The following is a 25,400-nucleotide window of genomic DNA, read 5'->3' as shown; positions in this document are numbered from 1 at the left end:
TATGACGAACATACCAGATGTCTATCCAAAGCCTGACCCGCTAAAATATGGTCAATGCTTCGCTGTGCCTGATTTTTTTCTCCATTTTAAGACTGCTGCCCCTGTTCCGAGTGCGAGCACAAGCTGGAACACCACAGCAAATACCGCTGTATCATCTCCGGTAGCAACCGTTTTTGTCTTCTGGCTGCCCGAGGAGCTGCCGCTTGACGGCCGTTTTCCCGATGTACTGCCATCTTTGCTGCCGTCTTTGTCTCCACTTTTTGCTGCATCTTTATAGACTACTGCAAACAGAGAAATACTGTCTGTCTTTACCTTCACAGTATCCGCGTCCTTATCCAGATCCTTGAGCACTTTTGCACCGCTGTCTGTCAGATGATACAGTCCAAAGGTTCGATTCACGCCTGCGGGAGCCTTGAGACTGTCAGGTACCGCCAAGGTAAATGCCATTGCTTTGTTTAACCGGCTCATTTCCACGGGCTGAGCGTCTCCGATCTGTTTCAAAACCCGGATCTTCAAGAGGTCTCCTGATTTCCATCCGTCCGGCAGATTTTTCAGAAGTGCCTTTTCCGCATCACTGGGATCCGCTTTCTGAACCAGGATCTGAATCTTGACCGGAGTGCCTTTTGCTGCCTCCAGCCGTTCCTCTTTTGTCAGGAAGATTTCCTGCAGGTCTATATCCTCGTCAATGCTCATCTGAGGCAGGCCGTCTTCGCTGCTGATCTCCAGGGTGATATTTACTTCCGGGTTCTCCGGTGGGGTTGGTCCCGGTTCCGGTCCTGGGTCTGGTTCTGGCTCCGGTTCCGGTTCCGGTTCTGGCTCCGGCTCACCCGGAGTCCCTTTCTCAAGCCCTTCTGCCGCGGCTTTCAGAGCTGCCACCGCCTGATCTACCTGCTGCTGTGTCACATTCTCCATGGAAGAACCATACAGATCTTCTGCCTCCTTCAATGCTTTTGCAAACGCATTCCAGCTTTCGGATGTATAATCTTTTTCCTGGTATCCTTCCGCCCTCACATCCGTGATCAGCGTATACAAGGCTGCCGGATCTGCCTGGTCCACTTCCCCAAAATCGAGAGAGTCTGTACTTACAAGCTCAATGCTCCAGTCATCCACATATACATCGTAATCCACCGGGGCTGTCCACTGATCCCAGTCCTTTTTAAACCTAAGTACCGCGGAATCCGACTCCGCATCCGTTGTAAACATTACAGAAACCTTCTGATACTCATTGCTGTTAATGTTCGCTCTGGCAGCATAACCGGTCCTTTCCCCGGCTTCCTGTCCGGTTCCCGGCTTTATAAAATTCTTTACTTCAAGCATGGTCAATGTGTTATAAGGAATGTCATCCGAATCAATCCTTCCCCAAACAGTTACTTTGTAGCTTGTGTTTGGCTCCAGACCGGTGATCTTCTGCTCAATGCCGCCCCTGTACTTGGCAGGAATGCAGGCCGCAGCACCTCCGTCTCTTCCCTTTCCCTCTGCTGTAAACGCATCATATGAGGCCGGATCCTGATCGTCCTTACTGTCCTTATCGTAAACCACTGCCTTCCAGCCAGTTGTACCTTCTTCATACCCCGGATTATCCGGCTGAGAAACTTCCGCGCCGGCTTCCGGCTGATATCCCGTTCCCTCTGTTATTCCCCAGGGAGCGTGGGGTGTGATCTCCGGATACTCTATCTCTGCAAATTCATGGGCACCTATATCCGGATCTCCATTGTAGAGTTCATTTCCAAAATAATCCGTGTCTCCTCCCGCTGCAAACTGCCTGTCTCCGAACATCGGCGCTGAATCCACAAATACACCTGCGTTAATAGCGGGGGAACCCTTAGTCAATTGGTAACCTCCGGCAGTATCCCGGCCGTTTTCAGCCGTTCCCGGAGCTTTCAGCAGAGGATCCTCTGCAATTGCCCGCGGATCATTTGCCTTAGTGTCGTATCCATAGTAAAGGTTGTTGTAATAGACCGCTCCCACAGAATTCCATCGCGGCGTCCTGCTCTTTGGATCGCTGCTTCCATTATAGAAGATATTATTCTGCAGCAGAAGCTTTGAATCGGCATTGTTCCACTTCATAACATCCAGTGTATTATCCCCTCCGTAGAATGTGTTATTGTATATCATGGCCGTCGGGGATCCTGCATTGTCATCTATAAAATAATAATCGTTCTGGCTGATATTATAGCGGAAAACACTGTTTATCGCCTCACTTCTGCAGAACATCACACAGCCTCCCATGTTTCCATGTGAATAATTGTACTGGAATAAGGTATTGGTGGAACTGTCGCAGTCCCACGCCTGTGCATCTCCATTGTACAGGGTATCAAAAGCCTCATTATACTGGTAGACCGTGTCGACACATCTCCAGGGCCACATGGCCGCACTGTACTGTCCTGCAGCTCCCGAAGTCTGGCTTGCAGTATCAGATACATTATATTCAAACAGCCCGCCCTTCAGATGGTAGGCTATAATGGAATCTCCGCCTGCATTCTTTATATAACAGTTTCTCACCACCACATCGGTACTGGAAAAGTTTTCTATCAGATCCTCCGGATACTGTGCGCTGCACTCATTATAAAGGTATCCCACATCGTTGCATGCCACGGAAATGCCCACACGGTTTACATTTTCCACCCTGGCTCCGTCAATGACCAGATCCTCAAACTTGGTGGGATTGAATTCCCTATAGTCGCTTTTTCCATTTTTGTCTACGTATACTCTCGCATAGATACCGCCATTCTGCATATTTTTTCCGTTGTCACTTCCGTTGACATCGTGAACATACACATCCTTCAGATAAAAATGCCGCAGAATACCGTATTGATTATTTTCTATCATGATACCGGTACGGCCGTCCTTTTTCTCCTCACCCTGATTCGTGACCTCTATGTTGGACACTTCCCAATATGGTGTATTCACAAAATGAACGGCGATATCCACTTTACCGTTTCCCTGGATCAGCGGCAGATTTCCTTCACCGTACGCATCCAGAATGATCGGCTGATCGTTACTGCCTTCTCCCAGGGGCTTCAACTGCTCCTCCGTGAACACAGAGCCTCTCTTGAGATAAATCTGATCTCCGGGATTGAAAACCTGTGCATTCACCTTGGATAGAGATTTCCATGGCGCATCCTGGGAGGTTCCGGTATTGCTGTCATCTCCGGACTCTGAATCCACGTAATAAGCAGTGGGTTCTTTTTCAGGAGGTGCCTCTTCGTTCAGGATATCCCTGATCTGGGTGACTGCCTTGTCAACCTCTTCCTGCCCAGCATCCGGATCATCCATCACTTCTGTCTGCGCACGATCCACAGCCTCTGTCAGCCTCTGCCGGAATTCCGGTGTCTTATCATCGTATGTGCCGTTGGCCAGATCGTAGCGGACATCAGCGATAAGTGTGGCAAGAACAGATTTATCCGTTCCGCTCTGTTCCGGATATGCCCCTTCCGGATCTTTCTGTTCTGCTGTGATCTCCCAGTCATCTGCATAGCAGGCAAACCTATTTTCTTTTCCGTAGTTCTGCAGACCCAGGCGCAATTGAGTTGCAGAACCTGCACTTAACTTCAATGTATATTCCTGCCAGGTGTTTGTTGTGATGGATGCCGTTTTACTTCCCCCGCCCAAAAATTCACAGTTGATCAGCGGCGGATTTGTGATCGTCTTCATCTCTTCATCCGACGCATCAATTTTCGCCCATACCTTCAAGATATAATCTGCATTGGGTGTCACCGCGATCGTCTGGTTTATGGCTCCTTTTGAACCTGCCGGCATTGCCCCCACCCAGTTATGTGTATCCTCCGGAAGCTGCAGAACAGCCGGCTTTACCGGAGTATCGCTCCACCCCTGATTCCAGGGCTGACCGCTTGCATGCTGTTTGGTATCTTCATAGTCCGCGTTGGCGATCACCGGAGCCTCTATCCCCGGTCCCCCGGACCCTCCGCCGTTTTTATACGGCATATGTGGTTCTGTCTTACCGTAATCGATCAGGCTGAATTCATGGGCACCTATATCAGGTTCCCCGTTATACAGCGCATTGCCGAAATAATCTGCTTCTGCGGCGGCTGCGTGGAATTTATCCTCTCCAAACATCTGAACCATAGCATATTCCACAAAGACACCGGAGTTTATAGCCGGTGAACCCTTTTGCAGTTCATATCCCTGTGCCATTGCCGTGTGATCAGCGTTATCCTGTACTGCGCCGACTGCATTTCCCGTGCCGGGCGCACGCAGAAGCGGATCTCCGCTCACTGCCCTGTTATCGTTTGGTATGGCATCATATCCATAGTATAGATTATTGTAATAATTCAGAGAACCATCCTGCCATACCGGCTTCCTGTTCGTACTCTCACCGTTATAGAAAATATTGTTGGCCAGCAGGATCTTCGGTTCTGTGTTCGTACTGCTGTAGCGGTCTACCCCCTGCGTATCCGGTCCTGCATAGAAGGTATTGTTATGTATTACCGCCGTACTGCCGCCTGTATATGTATGGTCAAAGAAATACGTATCGTTCTGGCTGATATTGTATCTGAACATACCATAATTGGATTCTTCCTTGCAGATCAGCAATGCTCCTCCGGTATTACCGTGAGAATAATTATACTGATACAGCGTACGGTTGGCCCAATCCAAATCCCAAGCCTGTCCATCTCCATTGGGTTTTGAATTGTACACCTCGTTATACTGGAACAGGGCATCCTCACATCTCCATGGCCATATTCCCGCGCTGTACTGTCCGGCCTCCCCGGATGTGGCACAGCCTGCATTGGAAATATTGTATTCTACCACCGGACTGTCACAGTACAACGTCACGATAGAATCACCGCCGGCATTTTCTATGTAACAATTGCGGATGATCACATTTGTGCTGGAATACTGGTCTATAACCTCCTGCCCATAGCCCTCACCGACGGCATGGTCATTATACAGTCCTGAAAATGACGTGGCTCCCACTGAGATAGCGGTCCTGTTTACATCCTTGACCGTCACATTTTCCAACAGGATATCATTGAATTTCGATGGCGTGTCTTGGCCTCTTATCCCAAAATATATTCCGCCGTTATCATAATCCTTTGTTACGCTGTCACCATTTACATCATGAACCAACACATTTCTCAGGTAAAAATGGTTGAGCGTCCCATAATTCTCCGCCTGAACGACAATACCGGTCCGTCCCTTCAGGTCCTCCTCACCCCAGTTGGTCACTTCAATATCCGATACCTCCCAATAGGGTGTATTGACAAAATGGACCGCGTACAGATTCTCTGCATTGCCCTGGATCAGCGGCAGGCTGCCTTCACCGTATGCGTAAAGCTTGATAGGCTCCTCCTGCGTTCCTTCTCCATTGGGTTTTAGCTGTTGTCCGCTGAATACACTTCCACGTTTTAACAGGATTTCATCGCCGGGCTTGAACTGCATCTGGTTTATTCTGTCCAATGTTTTCCATGCTGTCGCTTCTGTCATACCGTCTGCGGCATCATCCCCGTTTTCTGAATCCACATAGTACGTGCCTGTTCCCGCGTTCGCGGCAGGAACCGGGTCCTGTTCGGCTGCTTCTGCCGGTTCCGCCTCCGGTGAAGGCATTTCCATGCCGCTTCCCGTGGCTTCTGTCCCGCCGTCTAAAGCGTCATCTCCATTTTCCGGATCCGCATAATGTGTGTCTGTTTCTGCGTCCGTATCCGGAGCCGGGTCCTGTTCGGCTTCTTCTACCGAATCCTTTTCCGAATCCTTTTCTGGTGAGGGTGCTTCCACATGGCTTTCCGTCACCTCCTGCATTGGGCCCGGCCCCTGCACAGAGGCATAGACTACCTGTCCCATCAGGGACTGCAGCAGCAGGATAATTACGAGAAGCGATGTGAACCATTTTGCACATTTGTGTTTCCTTTTCACCACTTTTTCCTCCTTTGATCGTATTTGAGTCTTTGTCAGCTCAGAAACAGTATATTTAACATTTCAGAAAAAACCCATGGAAAAATGAGAAAAATTTACATGGATTTTATTGCATTTTATCCATGGCTTTTTAAGCCCGTTCCGGGTATGTTAATAAAGAAGAACATTTTCAGCCGTTGAGAGGAGAACCCCTATGAAAAAGGAAAAAAAAATCAGGTTATTTTTACTTGTGAGTGCCGGATGCCTCCTGACTGCCCTGCTGGCAGCTCTGTTCCTGCATTACGCCAGGGCTGGTTTTGGCCTTCGGAAAATACCGGATAACAGTGTATGTGTCATAAATAACATGCCGGTTTCTGACGATGAATTTAACTTTTATCTGGAGAAAAACAGGACCAAAATATATCAGGAATTTGCCGGATCCGGTATGGCAGACTTATCTTCATCCGAATTCTGGGATGAAGACTACTTGGTCAGCGGGAAAAATCCCTCCGAGGAATTAAAAAACGCAGCGCTTGACGAATGTGTGGAGGCCAGACTGATACAATCTCTTGCGCTGGAAAAGGACCTGGTCACAGACATTGGTTACGAGGCCGTTTTGAGCAGCCTCTCTTTGGAAAATGAAAGACGCAAAGAGGTTCATGCTGCCGGGGGCGTCATCTATGGTCCGGTGGAATATACCCCCGACATTTATTACGACTATTTTATGTCCAATCTATATAGCGATCTTCTGGATCAGTGCGGAGATGAGATGTGGCCGGTCAATGAGTCCCTTCTGCAAAAGGAGTATGAGGAGATAAAGAATACATACTTCCGGATCCCGGACGATATCCATATAGCCGTACTTACGCCGAAAGATTCCCTGTCCACTGAAACTGAGATTTCCGGTCCGGAGGGTCTGCTTGAAAAAGCCCGCAGGATGCTGGAATCCGGAGACAGCGCCGAGAAGACAGCCTCAGAACTGAAACTGGACCTTCGCAGTCAGGCTTTTCTGGATAAAAACCGGAAAGCAGACTCGGGAACTATGCCGGAGCTGTTGTCAGCCGCCGAACAACTGGAGGAGGGCGGGACCGCATACGTGACCGACGTCTCCGGCAATATCTCCCTCATCCAGTGCACGGAACGGACAGCCAACGGCTATCAGCCATTCGAGGAGGTGAAAAATGTAACAAAAAGCCTCTATCATGAAAAGAAGCTGAACAGCTATCTGAAGCAGCAAAAATCCTCAGCAGATATCGAATGGATCACAAACGGGGAAATCTAATCTTCCGCTGAAGTTTTAAAAATGATATAATATCAAAAAGCATTCTCTATTTGCCGGGAGGTAACCCCTATGAAGCGGAAATCATTAAATTTTCCAACGAAAATCATTTTATTCAACATTGTTCTGATCAGCTTTCTGACCTTTGGGCTGTTGGCTTATTTCTATCTGTTTGTAGCGGATACGGAGCGCAGCAAGGCTGTAAGCAATATGGAGATACTCTCCACCAAAGCAGGTGAACAATTAGATGATTTTTTTGCAAATATGGACAAAGCCGCCCTGCATCTTTCCACCAATCCTACGGTGATCTCCACGTTTGCCTCCATCCCCGATGCCCCCGGCAATTTTTTTGAGACAGGGCATATCTCTTCCAGAGAGCTAAACGATACCATATGTTCCTATATTTTTGAGGACTACAGTATCTCCAGAATATGTCTGTACAATGATCAGCAGGATTTTATCTACACCGGCACGCTGAACACCTCAACCGACAGGATCCAGTCATTTGTGAACAGCAGCCGGAGTGTCTCCATCCGCGATGCACTCCGGCAGAATCACGGAAAACTTTTCATGGGGCCTGAAAACGACCCTCTGCTCAATGTGACCAACGCATCCGATCCCTCGGACAACCTTACCTTCTCCGTTATCCGGGAGATCAAAGATTATAACTCCTTTGAGCACGTTTCATATGGTTATGTGGAGATACAGCAGTCCGCGAAAAAAGTAGAAAGCCTGCTGAACTTTTCAGATCCGGCCATTCACTGCTATCTGCTTGACCGCAACAGCGGGTCAGACATTTATCCATTCAGCGAGGAAGAAAAAGAGGCAGACGAAAGAATGACACTGTGCCGGAATGTCCTGGAAAAATATCCCGCCTCATCAGATGCAGTTTATACGGGTCTGTCCTCAGACGTGCTTGCCGGCAGTTATAATCTGCGGGAGCTGGATGGCCTGACGCTGGTGGTACTCCAAGACCGGGCAGATGCCCTTCGGCCTCTGAACTCATTCATCACGCTGGTGGTCTGTGTCCTGATCCTGATCGTGTTCGCAGTATGCTCCCTTCAGATTTTTGTGATCCGTCATATGACCAAACCACTGATACAGATCCGGGAATCCATGAAGACGGTCAATATTGACCATATGGAAATGGAACTGATCCCCTCGGACTCAAGCAATGAACTGGAGGTACTCCGTCATACCTTCAACGGTATGCTGGCCAAGTTAAACCAGTCCTTCCAGGAACTGGTCCTGGCCCACACCAATGAACTGGAAGCCAGCCTTTTGGCTCTGCAGGCACAGGTAAATCCCCACTTTATACACAATACACTTGCTTTGATCCAGTCTGCGTCAGAGGAGAACGACCCCGAAAAAGTCGCTATGATCTGCGCAGACATGTCTTCCATGCTGAGATTCACCACCTCCTACCAGTCAACCTCCTGCACTCTTTGGAAAGAGCTGGAGTATTCCGAATCATATCTGCGGCTGATGAAATCCCGGTACGAAGACTTGTTCAGTTATTCTATAGAAAAATGTGAAGCACTCAAGGATACCATTGTGCCCAAACTGATCCTGCATCCCATCCTTGAAAATTGTTTTACGCATGGGTTCAAACAAAAAAATCCGCCCTGGCGGATAGAGATAAAGGTTTATGAGGACAATGGCTGGCGGATACGGATCAGTGACAACGGCATCGGATTCACCTCCGATTTTATCGAAAACATTCAGAAAGCCGTGTCCGGCACTTCCGCAGAAATGGCTGCGCAGGAAACTAAAAGGCTGCAGATCGGCGGCCTTGGTTATAAAAATACCCTGCTGCGTCTAAAAATCATGTACCACGAAAATATGGTGCTCACTCTGTCTGATTCACCGGGCGGAGGGGCTGTGATCATTATGGGAGGAACGATATGATCAAAGTTATGGTTGTAGAAGATGAACCGCCAATCCTTCGCAGTATCAGCAAGGCTATCGAGACGGCAAGTCCCCTTTGTAAGGTGACAGAAACTGCGTATAACGGCGAACAGGCTTTGACCCTGTTAGCAGACACAGAAATCGATGTTATTTTTACGGATATCAATATGCCCGTCATGGACGGAATTGCCCTGTGCAGATATGTCAGTGAACATATGCCTCACATCCGCACCGTGATCCTCTCCGGCTATCAGGAATTTGCCTACGCACAGCAGGCACTCAGGTACCATGCCGCCGACTATCTGATCAAACCCATAAACGCCGCAAAACTGGTCGATCTTCTTGAAAAACTTACCGCTGAAGTGGAGAAGGAACGGAGGGAAAACAACAGCCGTTTGATTCAGTCTGCTGTATACCACAATACGGATATCTCCGGGTGTTCCCTGGCCCCCAAGGATTCTCTCTATTATATCACCCTGTTTTATGCCGGCTCCTATCCTCTGACAGGATTTAACTGCCTGTCCTACGGATACTCCTTCTGGAATCAGGCGGATCTGTCATCAGAACTTCCCACCTCATTTTTCCAGCAGGAGTTCACGTGGGTGATCAACGGAAAAAACGATTCCGAAAAGATCCTCATCTTTTCCGCCCCTGATGCGGACTACGCGTCGGATGCCATCCATGCACTGTACGAAAAGCTGGCCGGCAGACAGGGTGTTCCTGTCACCTGCATTACCAGCCAGCCGTTTCCCTCTCTGAAAAACGTGAACAGCACCATCAGAAATCTTCAGGGAATCATCCGCAAACGCCTGGTATTCGGGGAATCCGGTATTCTCATGCCAAACAGCAGCTCATCTTTGCTGTACTCAACTACATCTGATTTTGAAAACAAATTGATTTTTCTTCTGGGTCTGAAAAAATACAGGGAGTTTTCAGAAGAAATGGTCAGCTTAATAAATGGCTTTGAAAAATCCCCCATCACACAGTACAATCTGGAAATTGTATTGGACGGTATGATGCTTATCATCAAGAAACATTCTCCGCATACGGATTTCTCAGGCCTGAAATATTCCATCTCGGAAGCCATATCCAACAGTATTGCCTACCGGGAGCTTTCCGCCCAGCTTTATGAAATCCTGCTGTCGTTCTTTCAGGCAGACGCGTTTGTGCAGACAGATGACAAGACCAAGCTTTTAGCTGCCATTGACCAATATATCCTGGAAAATATAACAGAACCCATCACCAACCAGACGCTGTCAGCCAAATTCGGTCTTGTCTCCTCCTACATCAGCCGTCTGTTCAAATCCTATAAAGGGCTTTCCCCATCCGACTATATCCAGCAGATCCGGATAGAAAAAGCCAAGGAGCTGTTAAAAGACGAGGAACTGAAGGTAAAGGATATCTCATTTCTTGTAGGTTATCCCGATCCCTTCCATTTTTCCAGAGTATTTAAGAATGCCACAGGCTATTCTCCCAGTCAATACCGGGAACAGGGAGTAAAGGGGTAACTATAAGTTACCCCTTTACTCCGCCGCCTGTAACACCTGCGATAATTTTTTCAGACAGGAATATGTACAGTAAAAATGTAGGCAGGAATACAATGATCACCGCCGCAAACAATGCCCCGTAATCTCCGTTCTGTTTCATAGCCGCAACGATGGTGTACAGTCCCACACCCACAGATCTCTTTGAATCCACACTTGCAAAAACCAAAGACATAAAATATTCATTCCAGACAGTCATAAAGTTAAAAATTGTCACGGTGATGATACCCGGCTGTGCCAGCGGAAACATGATCTTCCAGAATGTCTTGATCTGGGTACAGCCGTCCAGCGCAGCAGCTTCCTCATAGCTTTTTGACAGGGTGCTGAAGAAGTTCAGAAGAAAAGTCACCGTATAGGGTATATTTACTGCCGTGTACAGAAAGATGAGCAGGGTTCTGGAACCATTCAGTTTAAGTCCTGTGGTGATATTCAAAAGCGGAAGAATGATCATAATTGCAGGTATGCTCATAGCCATGACCAGTCCGCTCTTCATCACCTTGTTTCCCAAAAATGTATATCTGGCCAGGACATAGGCGGCAGGCGCGCCGATCAATACCAGCAGCACGCAGGAAACAGCTGCGTAAATAAAAGAATTCAGGAAGTATATAGATACATTCTGCAGCTGCCATGCGTTTACATAGTTCTCCCAATGAAACCCTGACAGGAATTTAAGCGCATTTCCCTGATAGATTTCCTTCGTGGTGGAAAGACTGGCTGCAAAGATCCATACCAATATGGCAATGGTAAACAGAACCCATAAACTGACCACCAGGTATCCGGGCAGCAGCCGGACTTCTTTTTTCCAATTGAACGGCTGCCGGAACTCTTTTTCTGTTTTCTTTTTTATTATTTTTTCCCTCATATCTCCAATCCTTTCAGTATTCAGTCGTAATACAGGCCTGCATACGCTTCTTTATAATTCCAGCTCATCGTCCTTGAGCAGCCTGTTCAGCAAGGCAAATATGACCATTACGATCAGCGCCAGAATGCATCCCACAGCAGCTCCTGCTCCCGCATCCGTAGTCTTGGAGGTTTTATTTCCGAAAACCAGATCAAACACATAAATGATCGGAACGATGGTACTGTTCTCCGTCGTAACGGGAGAAAACATTTTCGTCCAAACGAAAAAAGATATGGTATTGATACTCCAAAAAGTCAGGTTCATTTTAAACACACTCTTCAGCAGCGGCAGCGTTATGTGCCGGAACTGGCCCACTTTATTGGCTCCGTCAATGGTGGCTGCCTCATAGATGTCCGCAGGAATTTTCTCAATCCCGCTGATAAAGATCAGCATATAATAGCCCACAGCGCCGAAGCAAAAGGCTGCCAGCATAGACCAGAACTTCATATCCTCGCCCAGCCAGTTGATCTTCGCCAGATTTTCCAGACCTAAAGCGTCAAAGACATTGTGCAGCAGTCCGAATCTCCGGTTGAACACATAGTACATCCACATGGACGCCAGGGCCACCGCACTGATAATGTTGGGCATATATATCATTGCCCGATAAAAACGTTTGAACCTTATACCGCTGGTAAGTATCACTGCCAGCATCAAGGCCAGGACCATCACAACGACTCCGCCTATCACCCATATTTTAGCTATATTTTCCATGGAAGTGACAAAACTTAGCGACGAGAACACCTTCCGATAATTTAAAAGCCCGGAAAAACCACCGTCGGACAGCGCAGAGCTGGCACGTTCCACCCGGAAAAAACTCATCAGGATCGTCCTGATAATGGGATAGATGTATACTGTAGAAAACAATATGAGTGCAGGCGCCAAAAATACCGCCATCATTTTCTTATCTCTTTTCAACCAAATAACCTCCCTTGTTTTGATCGAAGCTTTCCCGCATCAGAATTCAAGGGGCTGCCACACTGAAAATCCCGAACCATCTGCCTCAGAGCGAGGTTGGGAATCATCAGTGCTGCAGCCCTCCTGTCTGTCTTTATTTGCTGGCAGCCTCAAGCCCGTCTACAAATTCCTGTGCACTGCATGCACCTGAGAATAATTTAGAGCCCCATTCTACAATGGTAGGAGTGAAATCCGTATTATTTTCCATACCGGCCGCCCACTCGTATCCCTTTGCTGCCTGTTCAAACGGAATACGGCAGTTCTTTATGATCTCCGGCCATTCCTTATTGTTGGGGTCTGATGGTATGGCATTGGTAGCAGCAGAGATTTTTGCATCATACTCTCCGGTAGTAAGGAACATAACCAGGTCAAACGCTGCCTGAGCATTCTCTGATTTAGCGTTTATGGATATTCCCTGCCCGCCGATCATCATTGCTTCCGTTCCGTCTGTACCGCCTTCCACTGCGGGATATGAAAACATTCCCCACTCAAACTCGCACTCTGTGCTCTCTTTTAACTCATTCGGTATCCATGACGCATTTACAACCATGGCAGTCTCCTCAAATCCCACTGCATTCTGGCCTTCGGGGAAGGCTTCCGGTGCGGCGTCAGACAGGTATCCCTTTTCCACCAAAGTCTGCATATCCTCTGCCATCTTCAGCACGCCGGGATTCTCCGCCCAGTTTCCATTATTCACCACATCTTTCACACCATCCTGGCCAATATAGCGCGCCAGCGCATATCCCAGATTCAGTGACACGTAGCCGTCATCAAGAGCCAGAGGTGTATATCCGGCCTGTTTGATCTTCTCGCATACATCCAAAAATTCATCCCAGGTTGCCGGCTCCTGTGCGCCAGCCTCGTCAAAGATTTCCTTATTATAAAAGACACCGGAGGCATATGGCTGATAAGGAATCACTTTCAGAGAACCGGCCCAATTTCGCACGGACCCTGTCAGTGCCTTGTTGGACTTATTGTCGTAATCTGCCGCCTTGGCCATCTCCTCCAGATCCATGGCATAAGTGCTGTGGATCGTGGACATCCTCATGTAATCGTCCTCATAGAGGTCAATGTCTTCCCCTGCATCTATGGAGGAACTGATCAGGGATGCGATGTCCCTGCCCTTCCACTCCACCTGTACTTCATTCCCTGTCTCCTCGCAGTAAGCGTCAATGGCTTCCTGAATGGCAACAGCCTGTGGGGAGCCGGCATCCCACATGGACCAATATACGATCTTGTCTGCGTCCTTGGACTCTTCCTCTGCGGACCCTGATGTACCTTCTGATGACTCTGTTTTACTCTCTGCCTGACCGGCGTCTGCCTGCTGTCCGCATCCGGTGAACATGGTTCCCAGCAGAGCAGCTCCCAGCAGCACACTTACTAATTTTCTTTGCATTATATTCTCCTCCTGTTTTGTTTTTCTATCAGTTATCTGATGACTTCATTTTATTCTATCGCGGTACTGATTTACATAGACAGATTAGAACAGCGGACATGGATATTTGGTAACAGATTTCCTGCCCTGTGGTAGATCATACCCATATTTCATTTTCCGGTTCCAGTACCTCATATGGGATAAACACCGCATTTCTCCGCTCCCGCTTCAGATATTTTTCGTGGCTGTACGGCATGCCGTTGATGCGTACGCGGCTGTCTTCTTGTCCGCTGATATGGAGCAGGATTTTCTTATTCCTTATGCTGAAGCTCACCTCTGCCCCTGTCATGGATTCCGAAAGACAGGGATCAAGGATAAGCCCCTCAAGACCCGGTCTGATGCCAAACATCCATTGATAGGTCAAACGGATCGCCATAGCTATGGAACCGGTGAGGAATGTCATACCTCCCCTGCCTTTGAACAGCGGAATATCCTGCCAGCAGTTCACAATAGCATACGGAGGAGTCATGGCCTGAACCGTGTTATGCTTCTGCTGATCAAAAGGCAGAAGATATTGTAATGTCTCATACAGTTCTTCTCCTCTGCCCATCACAGAGAAGCTCCTGCCCAGGAATCCGTGGGAACCGTGATTGTAAGGGCTGGCATTTTCAAACAGCCCCCCAAAGGCGTCTCCGCTTCCGAGTCTTCCCGCGCAGGATACGGGCTTTCTCCCCAGAGCAGGGGCAAATAGCCGATATCCCGACTCCGACTTTAGCCTGCCAAAATGTTCCAGGATACTCTCCCGCTGCCGGGTATCTGCAGTGCCGCACACGATTGCATAGGCATTGGCACATATATACGGACGACATTCTCCATCCGGATCCTTGTGGGAAAACAGCCACTCCCCATTATCTGTAAATACGCCGCTGTAAAAACCAGACGGGTTGTATGCTTCCCGGTTCAGAGCAGCCTCAAATTGATCACGCGCATCGGAAATCTTCTGCGGATCCGGAATGCTCAGGGCATATGACGCTGCGATTTCCTGCACATAGTCGATGGCCAATATAACCTGGGCTGTTACCATCACACTCTCTCCGCGTCCCTTAAGTCCGGCGTTGTTCACCGCATCCAGCCAATCTCCGCCTCTGATTTTACACAAGCCATGCTTACCAATATTTTCCGGGTCCGTATAATAGGATAATATTCTGAGACAGTGCTCCCATACACTGCTTTTTTGCCCGTCGCCCAGCCATTGTACCGTTTCGTTCAGAATATCCTCATCTCCTGTGAAGCAGAGGTATTCATATACAAATTCCAGGGCAAATGCCCCTGCGTCTACAAATTCCCTCAGATCATGGCGTCCTTTCCTCCCCGCTGTCCCTATCTGCCGCGGGATCCACCCATCTTCACGTTCACACTCCAACAGCAGCAGCAGAATTTTTTTCGCCCAGCCTGAGTCAAAAAATAATTCTCCCATAAAATCATTTGCACAGTCCCTGCTGCCCCGCATCCCCGTAGGCCACCCTCTGTCAAGGGATGCCGTCCAGTACATCTGTAAAGGCAGCCAGGTATTGATATAGTGGTCAAAAAATCTATCCTGTGTCCGGATTCCCCATTTTCCGCACAGTCCCTCATAAAACCGCCGCTGAACCTCCACCTCTGTGTCAAATACCTGACGGTCAAAATATTTTAACGGGCGGCTGGCTGCTGCAAGATCCGGCAGAAGATGTTCTTCATTCAGAGGCAAAAAACTCAGAACCTGAGTTATCTCTCTGCTCTCACCGGGATTCAGTGAGATCTTATACTGGGCGGCATAGACCGACGGATAACCGCATACGGTATTCTCTTCACCATGTACCCCATATGATTCCAGGCACTCCCGACCCAGGCGCAGATGCTCCCTGTAAAGACTGCAGGGATGATTAAAATCGGTGCTGCTGCAGAATTTTTCTGCTGAGACATCAAAGGACTGCATATTCTCTCTGCTGCTCCACAGCGTGGCAGCACGCCTGCTGCCCGGAACCGCCTGGGGATTCCATAACTGCGACCAGAAAACAAGTTCCTTTTCCATTCCCGCTCCGGTCTTTACATACCACTCCGGTCTGTCCCACGGTGCCAGTTGGGCCGGGTTGACGTAAGGAAGCATGGCAGGTGTCACGGAGAGATCTGCTACCTCCTCCCTGTGGCTCGTTATGCGGAATTTCATAACGATATCAGTCCCTTTTCTCGGAACAAAAAATGTGGTGTTCACCTCCAGACCGTCTATCTCATAGCTGTACTTTGCCATATGAGGCTGAAATGTGATCTTCAAATTTTCCGGACCTTCATCTGCCCCCGGACCTATAGCCGGACGGCAGAAGTTATTAAAAGGAATTCCCCGGTTCACGCAATCCCCTTTGATCCATACCAGCCACTTTGAATACTTGTCATCTTTTTCCCTTTTAAAAAGCATGATATCCCCGGGGGGATAGGCCTGTGCCGCTACCGGTCCATACTGATCCAATCTGAGCAGTATTTCCCGGTTCTGAAAGATATACTCCCAGGAAGTCTCCATACCCAAATCGTGTATGATATAGGTGGCAGGCCGTGACAGATCAAATTGGCCATATTTTCCGTTGATTGTATCCATGATAATCTCCTCCTGATCATTTGTACTATTCCAGAATTATAGTGACAAAGCGCGGCTCTGAACATAGACAGAATATAAATATCACCATGGATTATCTAAAAAACAGCACCTGAAAGTGATGTGGCCCTTGTCCGCCTGACAAGGGCCATATCATCTCTCAGATGCTGCTCAGATGCTATTTAACTGCACGATATTAAATTTTACTGCTCATAATCTGTCTGAAACCGTTCCAATATCTCCCTGCCGTTCAGGGATTGCTTTTTCGGTTCTTCCAGAAGATAGATCCACAGGTAATCCATGATCTTATCCCTCCCTGAATCAAACTTACTAAGAAAATCACCGGATACCATGTCGCTGTCAATATATTTCTCTTTCATATCAGCCAGATAATACGGGGTGCTGCCCCCGTCCACATCATCAAAAGCGGGAAAACCAGGTGTATCTCTGAAATAAAGGTCTGCATATTCCGGTGTGGACCACAGACGAAAAATCTTTTTTACCACATCCTTCTTTTTTGATGTATTGGACAGTGCAAAGCCCACGGAGTACATATTTGCCGTAGCCATATCCTCCGCCGCATTGGGCATGATCACGTTGAACATGCCAAGCCGAGCACCTGGATACTGATCCTGTACCTCTCCAGCAAAAAAACTGCCGTTAAAATGCATTGCTGCCGTACCGTTTCCCACCGCTTCCACACAATTCTCATAAGTAAAGGAGAGATAATCCTCATTCACATAGCCCTTTGAAAATAATTCCATATAGTGATCCAGAACCTCTGAAAATGCGGGGATGTCCGTCCACTTTATGGTTTTGTCCATGAGCGCCCGGGCATACTGTTCACTCCCGGTGATCCCCAGAGCTTTTGTCATTGCATCTGCCGGCAGCACTTGTGTGATCCAGCTCTCCTTTGCCATGCACACCGGCACAACATCCGGCAGCTCCCTGCTGATGGTTTCGCATACTTCCAGCAATTCCTCCCAGCTCTCAGGGATTTTCTCAATTCCCGCACGTTCAAATACTTCCTGATTGTAGACCATGCCATGGATCCCCTGCATAGACTGGAAAGGGAAAGCATAGACCTTATCCTGGTATGTGACAATTTCCGGATGCTTTAATTTCTCTACCCATGTCTCATCACTCAGATCTTCCAGGTACTTTGAGGCGTCAATCTGATTGTAGAGATCCGGAAAGTTACTGTCCACCATATCGGTCAGTTCATAAGAAGAGGCGCGCATCTTTATGATACTGCTGCTCTGCTCATCCGGAACCACCTGACACTCCACGATTATGTTCTCTTCCTGTGAAAGCTTTTCGATCATCTTCTCCAATCCTCTGGTATAGCGGGACTGCTTTACTGTTGCCGTGACCGTCACAGGCGCCTGCTCTTTCATGGCTGTTTCCTGCCAGTCTGCTGCGGCACACCCTGAAAGCACCAACGGCAGCAGAGTCATATACAAATAAAATTTCCTTGCCCTCATCCTTTGTCCTCTCTATTTGCCAAGTTCAGATCCTCTGATTTTTTCACTACCATAATTATACACTAACTTGTCACAATACTCAAAGAGACTTTGTGAACTTCTGCTTAACAGCAAAATTGATTATTTCTTGTCTTTTTCCCAAACAGATGATAAAATCATACAATAAATCTTACCGTAACATCGGGATAATTCCGCAAACTAATAGAAAGAAGTATATTCATGGAAAATACACAAAAACCCAAAGTAGAATTCAGATATTATGCCACCCTGCCTCAGCTCCCCATATATTTTCTGACCGGGGACAACTGGCTGAGCTGCATCGGGACACGGACTGCATGCCTTCATTTCCACAATTTAATGGAAATCGGCTACTGTTATAATGGAAATGGAAATTTACTTCTGGGTGATCAGGGTCTCAAGATCCAGCCCCATATGATTTCCATTATTCCCCCCAATTATCCCCATTCCACAGACAGTATTCCCGGCAGTGTCATCACCTGGGAATATCTCTTTATCGATATTGACAAATGCCTGGAAGCTGCTTACGGAAATGACGAAGCCAAGCTGAATTATATGAAAAAGCTCATCACTCAGAAGGCGCATTTTATCCGTGCAAAAGAATATCCTGAAATTGCCGGAGAATTTCGCATCATTCTCCATGAAATGCTGATGCAGAAGGAATACAATATATATATCGTAAAAGCCATGGCATTTTCCCTGCTCATGAGGATCGCCCGCCTGACTTTTTCGGAAACCGACGATGAGTTTTTATCCTGCAGCAAACCCCTGGATATGGATAATATAAGTCAGATCAAACCGGCCCTCGATCACATCCGCAGTCATTACCGGTCCCCTATCAAGATTCAGGATCTGGCCGATGCCTGCAGTATCAGTGAGACGTATTTCAGAAAGATATTCAAGTCATTCATGAATACCTCTGCCCTTGATTATATCAATAAGATCCGAATCCTGAATGCCGCTGACTCCATGCGCAGCACAGACTGCTCCATCCATGAGATCATTTCCAAATCCGGCTTTACCTCTGAATCCACGTTTAACAGAAACTTCAAGAAATATATGGGAACTTCCCCCAAACAGTGGCGGGAAAAGTATGCGGGACAAAAACGGCAGTTAAAAGATTTTGATATATATCTTGAAAATGGATGGTAAACAGCCGATATCCTGTTTTGTAGTTAATACCGAGGTGTTTTTTCAGAATATTTATTTTTCATTACATAATAGTCAATCTTTTATAAGTGTGATACAATAAAAACATCAACAATTATTGTGCCATGCAAAGGAGGATTGCATATGTGTACCACTAAGCAGTATCAGGCAAGAACGAAACGTATCGATGATGCCCTTGCGGTCAAAGAACCTGACCGTGTACCTGTAATTCCTTTTGTCCAGACCTACTCTGTCACCCATTCTGGACACACCATGGCGGAGGCCATGTACGATTCCTCAATTATGCAGAACGCCCTCCGTCAGTATCTGAATGATTATGAACCGGATGCAAACTATGGCTATTCCCCGTTTTTCTGCGGACTTGGACCGTGTTTTGAACTGACGGGAATCTCTTTCCTGCAGTGGGCCGGACAAAAAGGCGGTGTCTGTACTGAGAATTCCATCCATCAATTTGTGGAAAAGGCGTACTTAGGTGATGAGGAGTATTCAGAACTGCTGACAGATCTGACCGGCTGGATCATGAAGAGATACCTTCCCAGAAATTTCAAGCTGATGGAGCCTATGGCAAAGATGTCCTTCGGCCAAATGCTGGGATACGGCGCTCTTCCCGGAATGATGCAGTTTGCAGATCCGGCCATTGCGGAAATGTTCGTGAAACTGGGGGAGGCAGCCGGAATGATCTCCCGTTATTACCAAGAGGCCCATAACTTTGACGTGGAAATGATGGAAGCCGGATATCCCTTATTTTTCAAGGCCACAACAACCTGCGCCTTCGATATGCTCAGTGACTGTCTAAGGGGCACACTGGATACCATGGCTGATCTGTACGAACAGCCGGAAAATGTCCATAAAGCCATTGACTTTTTCTATCCCGGCACACTCTACGGGGCACTTGCCCAGGCCGAAAGCTCCAAGGGGAAGGTTGTATTTATTCCTCTGCACAAAGGCCTTGACGGTTTCATGGGAAATGAGCAATACCGTGAATTCTACTGGCCGACTTTAAAAGCACTGGTAGAAGGTCTGGCCGCTGCCGGACAGATCCCCTACGTCTATACAGAGGGAAAATATGATTCCCGGCTTGAATTTTTATCCGAACTTCCTGCCGGAAAGTGTCTGGTCCACTTTGAAAACTGCGACATGAGGGAGGCCAAACGGATCGTGGGTAAAAACTGCTGTATCAGCGGCGGGTTTGACGGAAGGATACTGGAGACAGGGACACCGGAGCAGGTGACAGACGCGGTGAGACGCCTTCTGGACATCTGTGCTTTGGACGGCGGTTATATTTTTGATGTGAATACCACCATTGATCATGGGGTAAAGCATGAGAATGTACTTGCCATGTTCGACGCGGTAAAGACTTATGGAAAATATTAATCTGATACAAAGACGGCGGCTGTAAAATTCACAAATTCTTTTACAGCCGCCAATTTATTTAGATCCTTTCAGACAGATGCACCCAGGTGTCTTTTGTGAGAAAGCTCTCCCCCACCTGCTCCTCCATCTCCAGATATCTGTCATAGGGAATACTGAAGGACAACAGTTCTTTGCTGATGCATTTCCGCGCTGACGGGTCGGTAAGTCCTATGGTACATTTTCTTTTCCCATCCTCCTGATCACTCACTGCATAGAGAATGGCCTGTGCACACCCTGCGCCAAACTTGATCTGTACATTATCCTGGGTTGGCTGGTCATAGTTGGCAAGTGTGGCAAGCGCAGAAAGCTGGTCCGCATTTACCAAAAAAACAACCGCCTCCGGCTTCTCCTCCTCTTTTACTTCACTGAGCGGTTTCAGTACAACGTATCTCTCAGCCTTAACCTTTGGTACATTCTCTGCGTATTTCCTAGCCAGATCAGGGTTCTTTTTATAAAATTCCCCCGGTTTCGGGCCCACGCCTCCTGTAGATAGAAAATATTCGATGGTCCCCAGTTCAAAGCCTTTGAATCCCATACCCACTTTGCCTCCCGGACATGTGGTGGTTTCCTCACAAAACGCCGCGGTTCTGCCCTTTGACGCTGCGGACAGCATAGGGATCACACAGCCCCACACTCCCTCTTTGAAATGTATGGCTCCTTCAGGCATCCTGTCCGATTTGATGACTGCCACGGGCTGACTTGACAGCTTAATTGCCTCTTTCATTTTACTTTTCATAGAATCGTACCTCCCTTTCTGCCGGGTAAGATTTTACATGACTGGTCTTTATGCTCACATTATACCTGTTTTTTGCTGTCTGTGTAAGACTGTCTATATACATATTTTTATCAGGAACTGACACTGTCATATCTTTTCAAACCTGTTTTCCATATCACAAAAGTCAACAATGTAAAAAAAGCCAGTGCTGCCCCTTCCTGCAATGCCATTTTCCATGTAAAATCTCCCAGCAGGATCAAAGATGGATATGTGGAAATTATGCCGTAAGGCAGGACATAATAAAAAACAAACTTATAGACTCCATAAAACACCGTACCAGGTATCTGCATACACATATCCAGGCCATTTATCTCTATCTGCAGAATGCCCTCTGAAGATACCGTAAAAAATGCCAGTGAACGGATCATTACCTCCAGCTCATAAAACAAAATTGTCATCATTCCCACAGAAATCACATAACCCAATGTATTACTGATGTTAAAGTCTATTTTTGCTGCATTTGCGCCGTAAAAAATGATAGCAATACTGAAGATCACAAGAGGCACGGCCCCTGGATTTACCTGCTCAAAGGTCAGCCTGAGCAGAGGGCTGACCGGTTTTGTCAGGTACAGATCGATCTCTCCTGTCCTGATTTTTTCCGGTATGGAATTAACTCCGAAAAAGTAAATACTCATATTGAGAGCATTGATAAGAGAAAATGTTCCGATAAAAAGTATCATATCTCCCTGCTTCCAATTGCCAATCCTATCCACATTGGAATAAATGGCCTGAAACACCAGAAGCTGAATCACAAATAAACTCCCATCTACAAAAAACGGCCCGAAAAAACCAAGGCGGAACATCATCACTCTCTCTAACCTTAATTTTATCAGCACTTTGATCAATCTTATATTCTCTCTCATTTCTGTCCCCCTATATCCCGGCTCCGTCATATTTCACTCTGTACTTCTCATAAACAATCTTTTCCAGAAGCCTGATGCCCAGATTCCAGCCCAGCATAATAAATACTCCTCTCACAGCTTCCTCACCGTTTTTCCCCATGAGCAGCATGGACGGCAGATATGCAGTATAGTAAAAAGGAAGGGCCTGCATACATTTCACCACCATCTCAGGCAGGAGAACAAGAGGTATAACAGAACCTGAGACTAAAGCCAGGATATTCTGCTTTATCATCAGAAATGTAGATATCTCTTCAAACCGAAATGTCAGGATTCCCAGAAAATAACTGAGCTGTGCCATAAAAAGCAGCCCCAGAAAAGCAATCACCAGGGCACACAAAATACAGGTGATATCTGAGGTAATACTTATCCTGATTCCAAATCCCAAACCGATGAGAAATACCGCCGCTGCATCCAGCACAATATGAGGCAATATGGAACCGGCCTCCATAGCCAGAAAATAGTTGTCAGCATCCAAAGGTACTGTCATATATTTCGAGAAGGTCCCGCTCCTTATCCCTAATGTGATATCCCCACTTATTTTTTCCGAAATATCAATCTGTGCAAAAAAGGCACTGAGCAGATAGTATGTCATCATGCTATTCTTGGTAAATCCTGCTACCAACTCCCTATCCCTGAATATGATGCCCCACAGCAAGGAAGCAAATATGATTTTCATTACAATGGATATAAAACCAAATATCAAATCTACCCTCCACATAAGTTTTACTTTCAGATACACTTTTGCCGCTTCCAGATATTTTTTCATGTCCTCTCCCTCACATCTGCATAGATCCTTTCCACCACTCTGCCAATCTCTTCCTCATCCAGAGAAATGTCCGTGGGCTTATAACTCATAAAGTATTCCAGGAATCTGCCAGAGTCCTCCTTAGGCATTTCATATACTTTTTTATAACCATTGTCCTCCAGAATCCTGCATTTCTCTGCCAGAGTTTCCGGAATCTCAATCTTAGTGAGTTCCTCAAATACCAGTGTTATCCTTTTACTATTCTGATAGCGCTCAAAGAGCTGTTCTGTGCTGCCATCATATACCTTCATTCCCTGGCTGATAACAACAGACCGCCTGCAAAGGGATTTAATATCCTCCATATAGTGGGAAGTCAGAAGAATTGTCGTCTTCCTGTCCTGATTCACTTCTTTCAGATACCTTCGTATCTGCATACTTGCCACTGCATCCAAACCTATGGTTGGCTCATCCAGAAAAAGTATTTTGGGATTGTGGAGCAGAGCGGCCAACAGTTCCATTTTCATTCTTTCGCCTAGAGACAGGGTCGCTGGAGGGTATCCCCTGCTGTCAGCTCGAAAAACAACTGGCTCTTCTGTCCCATTACTAAAGCATACTGCTGCCGAAACTGTTTCTCCAATTTATTTGGATAATATCCAAGGACACTAACAGAACCGCTGGAAGGTGCTATAATACCTGTGAGCATTTTTACCAGGGTTGTCTTTCCTGCACCATTTTTTCCTATCAGCCCTACAAATTCCCCTTCTTCCACACATAGATCAATATGGCTGACTGCTGTTTTCTCTTCATATTCCCGCCGGAACAGGCCTGTCAGACTGCCCTTTAATCCCTCACGCTTTTTATACCTTTTGTAAACTTTTGATAAGTCTTTAACTTCTATAACGTTCATATTCATCTGCCTCTTTCAATTTCTATACTTAATTTTACGCACAAAAAAACTCATGGTATCTTGCTTACATTATGTCGTAAACAATACCATGAGTAAGTATGTAAATTATATTTCTTCCGATCTATGGCTCTATGGCCTTTTTTATAGCCTCCTAAGAACTTAACAAGCCACTTAAGCGCCTCAAGATGCCAGAGTACGTTTAAATATGAACCTTTACAGCGCGCGCAAACAATCTACAGTATATATTCTCCTTACGGCAGTGCCGCAGCTAATGAAAAATATATCTGCTGAGCTTGGCATCCAAGGCTGCTGAAATTAACGATCCAATACGTACCGGAACCCCCGGGAAATATATGAAAAGAACTTTACTTTTGGTGTGCTTCGTTTCCTGTAAGCAAAATAAACCTGTACAACAATAAAAGAGTTATCTGTAACCACAACTCTTCTTTGTATTAGATTATACATTTGATTTATTTTCTTACTACAATAGACAAACACACACCTCCCGTTTTCTTCTGTTTTTCATTATAACCTGCCATATCTTTACCTGTCAATCACTATGTCGTTTTTCAGTCACCCTCTTATAACCGTTCATCACTGTTTACAGCACCTGAACCTTTTCCTTTCACCGAAGACAGATTCCTATACTCCCGGGGTGTCATTTTCACGATCTTCTTAAAAATAGTGTTAAAAAACTTCTTATCCTCATATCCTACCGCCTGAGCTATTTCTCCAATCCTCATATCACTCCCGGCCAGCAATTGACAGCTCTTCTCTATCCTTACCTTCTGCAGATATTCCCGGAAGGAAAGCCCTGTTTCCTGCCGGAAGATCCGGCTGATATAAGACAACGTATAATGATACTGCTGACAGAACATTCCCAAGTTTACATAATTCTGATAATTGCAGTCAACATACTGGAGCACGTCAAGCACCGCCCGGTGCTTTGGATGCTTTGGTTTCTCATGAACGCCTTTTCTTAGAGTCAGGATCAGCAGTTCGATCAGCCTGCATCGAAAGACCTCCGCATATCCCTCTTTCTTCTCCTCATATTCCTCCAGCATTCCCATGATCAGTTGCCTGATCCGTCCATCCTCATCGTGAAAAATACGATTCCCCGGTGTCTCCCCCGGTATGGACGTGTAGTATCGTATCAGACAGCCATGAAGAAGTTCATCTAGAGAACGGCAGCCCGTCATGGTCTCATCTATGACTTCGGGCAAAAAGATACAGTTGATCAGTGTAAAATCCTCACTTTTTGAATAGCTGTGCACACTGCCATAGTCTATGATAAAGTAATCCCCTTCTTTCAGAACTCCCTCCCGGGAGTTCAGTGTATGCACAGCTCTCCCCTTTACTACATAAACCAATTCAAAGAAATCATGGTTGTGGCTTTCCATATCGGTCTGCCGGTACGGCATCATTACCAGCCTCTCCCGGCTTTCTTTTGATACTTCTCTGATATGGATGGTTACTGCCTTATCCATAAACGCAAATTCACCCCCTATTTTAGTAAAATACAGGTGTTTCTTTCAATTTTATTCTC

At 46.8% G+C, this 25,400-nt stretch carries 16 protein-coding genes and 1 pseudogene; 5 read left to right on the top strand and 12 right to left on the bottom strand.

Annotation, left to right across the window (positions count from 1 at the left end):
• Positions 1–51 precede the first annotated feature (51 nt).
• Complete coding sequence (locus tag BLCOC_RS06350; RefSeq protein ID WP_131918285.1) at positions 52–5,874, bottom strand: FIVAR domain-containing protein; 5,823 nt, start codon at positions 5,872–5,874, stop codon at positions 52–54.
• Between the two features lie 193 nt (positions 5,875–6,067).
• Here BLCOC_RS06350 and BLCOC_RS06345 point away from each other — a divergent pair, with 193 nt between their 5' ends.
• The 3 genes from BLCOC_RS06345 to BLCOC_RS06335 all read left to right on the top strand — a co-directional run bounded on the left by BLCOC_RS06345 (position 6,068) and on the right by BLCOC_RS06335 (position 10,548).
• Positions 6,068–7,135, top strand: coding sequence for a peptidyl-prolyl cis-trans isomerase (locus BLCOC_RS06345; RefSeq protein WP_115624749.1), 1,068 nt, complete (start codon positions 6,068–6,070; stop codon positions 7,133–7,135).
• 69 nt (positions 7,136–7,204) lie between these two features.
• Positions 7,205–9,040, top strand: a complete 1,836-nt coding sequence (locus BLCOC_RS06340; protein ID WP_115624748.1) for a sensor histidine kinase — start codon at positions 7,205–7,207, stop codon at positions 9,038–9,040.
• The gene (locus tag BLCOC_RS06335) at positions 9,037–10,548 is read left to right on the top strand and encodes a response regulator transcription factor (protein ID WP_115624747.1); all 1,512 of its coding nucleotides are present in this window, start codon (positions 9,037–9,039) and stop codon (positions 10,546–10,548) included. The genes BLCOC_RS06340 and BLCOC_RS06335 overlap by 4 nt, the downstream gene beginning before the upstream one ends.
• A 7-nt stretch (positions 10,549–10,555) precedes the next feature.
• Here the strand turns inward: BLCOC_RS06335 and BLCOC_RS06330 are convergent, their stop codons facing one another.
• The 5 genes from BLCOC_RS06330 to BLCOC_RS06310 all read right to left on the bottom strand — a co-directional run bounded on the left by BLCOC_RS06330 (position 10,556) and on the right by BLCOC_RS06310 (position 17,924).
• Positions 10,556–11,446 carry a carbohydrate ABC transporter permease gene (locus BLCOC_RS06330; RefSeq protein ID WP_115624746.1) on the bottom strand — a complete coding sequence of 297 codons (891 nt, stop codon included), beginning with the start codon at positions 11,444–11,446 and terminating at the stop codon, positions 10,556–10,558.
• Positions 11,447–11,497: 51 nt separating this feature from the next.
• The gene (locus BLCOC_RS06325; RefSeq protein WP_115624745.1) at positions 11,498–12,400 is read right to left on the bottom strand and encodes a carbohydrate ABC transporter permease; all 903 of its coding nucleotides are present in this window, start codon (positions 12,398–12,400) and stop codon (positions 11,498–11,500) included.
• A 133-nt stretch (positions 12,401–12,533) separates the two neighbouring features.
• Positions 12,534–13,835: an ABC transporter substrate-binding protein gene (locus tag BLCOC_RS06320; protein ID WP_115624744.1), complete on the bottom strand. Its 1,302-nt coding sequence runs from the start codon at positions 13,833–13,835 to the stop codon at positions 12,534–12,536.
• 136 nt (positions 13,836–13,971) lie between these two features.
• The gene (locus BLCOC_RS06315) at positions 13,972–16,443 is read right to left on the bottom strand and encodes a GH36-type glycosyl hydrolase domain-containing protein (protein WP_115624743.1); all 2,472 of its coding nucleotides are present in this window, start codon (positions 16,441–16,443) and stop codon (positions 13,972–13,974) included.
• A gap of 200 nt (positions 16,444–16,643) precedes the next feature.
• Positions 16,644–17,924 (bottom strand): ABC transporter substrate-binding protein, encoded by a 1,281-nt coding sequence (locus BLCOC_RS06310; RefSeq protein WP_115624742.1) that lies wholly within the window; start codon positions 17,922–17,924, stop codon positions 16,644–16,646.
• Positions 17,925–18,143: 219 nt separating this feature from the next.
• Between BLCOC_RS06310 and BLCOC_RS06305 the strand changes: the two genes are divergently transcribed.
• A complete protein-coding gene (locus tag BLCOC_RS06305; RefSeq protein ID WP_115624741.1) occupies positions 18,144–19,094 on the top strand; it encodes a helix-turn-helix domain-containing protein in 951 nt (316 codons plus the stop codon).
• A 141-nt stretch (positions 19,095–19,235) separates the two neighbouring features.
• A complete protein-coding gene (locus BLCOC_RS06300) occupies positions 19,236–20,486 on the top strand; it encodes a uroporphyrinogen decarboxylase family protein (protein ID WP_029470154.1) in 1,251 nt (416 codons plus the stop codon).
• A gap of 58 nt (positions 20,487–20,544) precedes the next feature.
• On the opposite strand, the gene BLCOC_RS06295 is transcribed toward BLCOC_RS06300, so the two are convergent.
• The 6 genes and pseudogenes from BLCOC_RS06295 to BLCOC_RS06275 all read right to left on the bottom strand — a co-directional run bounded on the left by BLCOC_RS06295 (position 20,545) and on the right by BLCOC_RS06275 (position 25,341).
• Positions 20,545–21,261 (bottom strand): DUF169 domain-containing protein, encoded by a 717-nt coding sequence (locus BLCOC_RS06295; RefSeq protein ID WP_029470155.1) that lies wholly within the window; start codon positions 21,259–21,261, stop codon positions 20,545–20,547.
• A 110-nt stretch (positions 21,262–21,371) separates the two neighbouring features.
• Positions 21,372–22,163: an ABC transporter permease gene (locus BLCOC_RS06290; RefSeq protein ID WP_115624740.1), complete on the bottom strand. Its 792-nt coding sequence runs from the start codon at positions 22,161–22,163 to the stop codon at positions 21,372–21,374.
• 10 nt (positions 22,164–22,173) lie between these two features.
• Positions 22,174–22,968 (bottom strand): ABC transporter permease, encoded by a 795-nt coding sequence (locus tag BLCOC_RS06285; protein WP_115624739.1) that lies wholly within the window; start codon positions 22,966–22,968, stop codon positions 22,174–22,176.
• On the bottom strand, positions 22,965–23,465 hold the full coding sequence (locus BLCOC_RS27880; RefSeq protein WP_465220622.1) for a hypothetical protein: 501 nt from the start codon (positions 23,463–23,465) through the stop codon (positions 22,965–22,967). The genes BLCOC_RS06285 and BLCOC_RS27880 overlap by 4 nt, the downstream gene beginning before the upstream one ends.
• Positions 23,466–23,854, bottom strand: a pseudogene (locus tag BLCOC_RS27875) (ATP-binding cassette domain-containing protein); the annotation flags it as partial.
• 581 nt (positions 23,855–24,435) lie between these two features.
• Entirely contained in the window at positions 24,436–25,341 is a 906-nt protein-coding gene (locus BLCOC_RS06275) for a helix-turn-helix domain-containing protein (RefSeq protein WP_029470157.1), read from the bottom strand.
• Positions 25,342–25,400 lie beyond the last annotated feature (59 nt).

The organism is Blautia coccoides (assembly GCF_034355335.1).
GTDB classification, from domain to species: domain Bacteria; phylum Bacillota; class Clostridia; order Lachnospirales; family Lachnospiraceae; genus Blautia; species Blautia producta.
This window is presented reverse-complemented; position numbering and strand designations above follow the sequence as displayed.

What these genes read in the sequence shown, in the direction of transcription:
- BLCOC_RS06345 (WP_115624749.1), top strand. Translation starts at nt 6,068, where the DNA reads ATGAAAAAGGAAAAAAAAATCAGGTTATTTTTACTTGTGAGTGCCGGA.
- BLCOC_RS06340 (WP_115624748.1), top strand. Translation starts at nt 7,205, where the DNA reads ATGAAGCGGAAATCATTAAATTTTCCAACGAAAATCATTTTATTCAAC.
- BLCOC_RS06335 (WP_115624747.1), top strand. Translation starts at nt 9,037, where the DNA reads ATGATCAAAGTTATGGTTGTAGAAGATGAACCGCCAATCCTTCGCAGT.
- BLCOC_RS06330 (WP_115624746.1), bottom strand. Translation starts at nt 11,446, where the DNA reads ATGAGGGAAAAAATAATAAAAAAGAAAACAGAAAAAGAGTTCCGGCAG.
- BLCOC_RS06320 (WP_115624744.1), bottom strand. Translation starts at nt 13,835, where the DNA reads ATGCAAAGAAAATTAGTAAGTGTGCTGCTGGGAGCTGCTCTGCTGGGA.
- BLCOC_RS06315 (WP_115624743.1), bottom strand. Translation starts at nt 16,443, where the DNA reads ATGGATACAATCAACGGAAAATATGGCCAATTTGATCTGTCACGGCCT.
- BLCOC_RS06310 (WP_115624742.1), bottom strand. Translation starts at nt 17,924, where the DNA reads ATGAGGGCAAGGAAATTTTATTTGTATATGACTCTGCTGCCGTTGGTG.
- BLCOC_RS06305 (WP_115624741.1), top strand. Translation starts at nt 18,144, where the DNA reads ATGGAAAATACACAAAAACCCAAAGTAGAATTCAGATATTATGCCACC.
- BLCOC_RS06300 (WP_029470154.1), top strand. Translation starts at nt 19,236, where the DNA reads ATGTGTACCACTAAGCAGTATCAGGCAAGAACGAAACGTATCGATGAT.
- BLCOC_RS06295 (WP_029470155.1), bottom strand. Translation starts at nt 21,261, where the DNA reads ATGAAAAGTAAAATGAAAGAGGCAATTAAGCTGTCAAGTCAGCCCGTG.
- BLCOC_RS06290 (WP_115624740.1), bottom strand. Translation starts at nt 22,163, where the DNA reads ATGAGAGAGAATATAAGATTGATCAAAGTGCTGATAAAATTAAGGTTA.
- BLCOC_RS06285 (WP_115624739.1), bottom strand. Translation starts at nt 22,968, where the DNA reads ATGAAAAAATATCTGGAAGCGGCAAAAGTGTATCTGAAAGTAAAACTT.
- BLCOC_RS27880 (WP_465220622.1), bottom strand. Translation starts at nt 23,465, where the DNA reads ATGGAACTGTTGGCCGCTCTGCTCCACAATCCCAAAATACTTTTTCTG.
- BLCOC_RS06275 (WP_029470157.1), bottom strand. Translation starts at nt 25,341, where the DNA reads ATGGATAAGGCAGTAACCATCCATATCAGAGAAGTATCAAAAGAAAGC.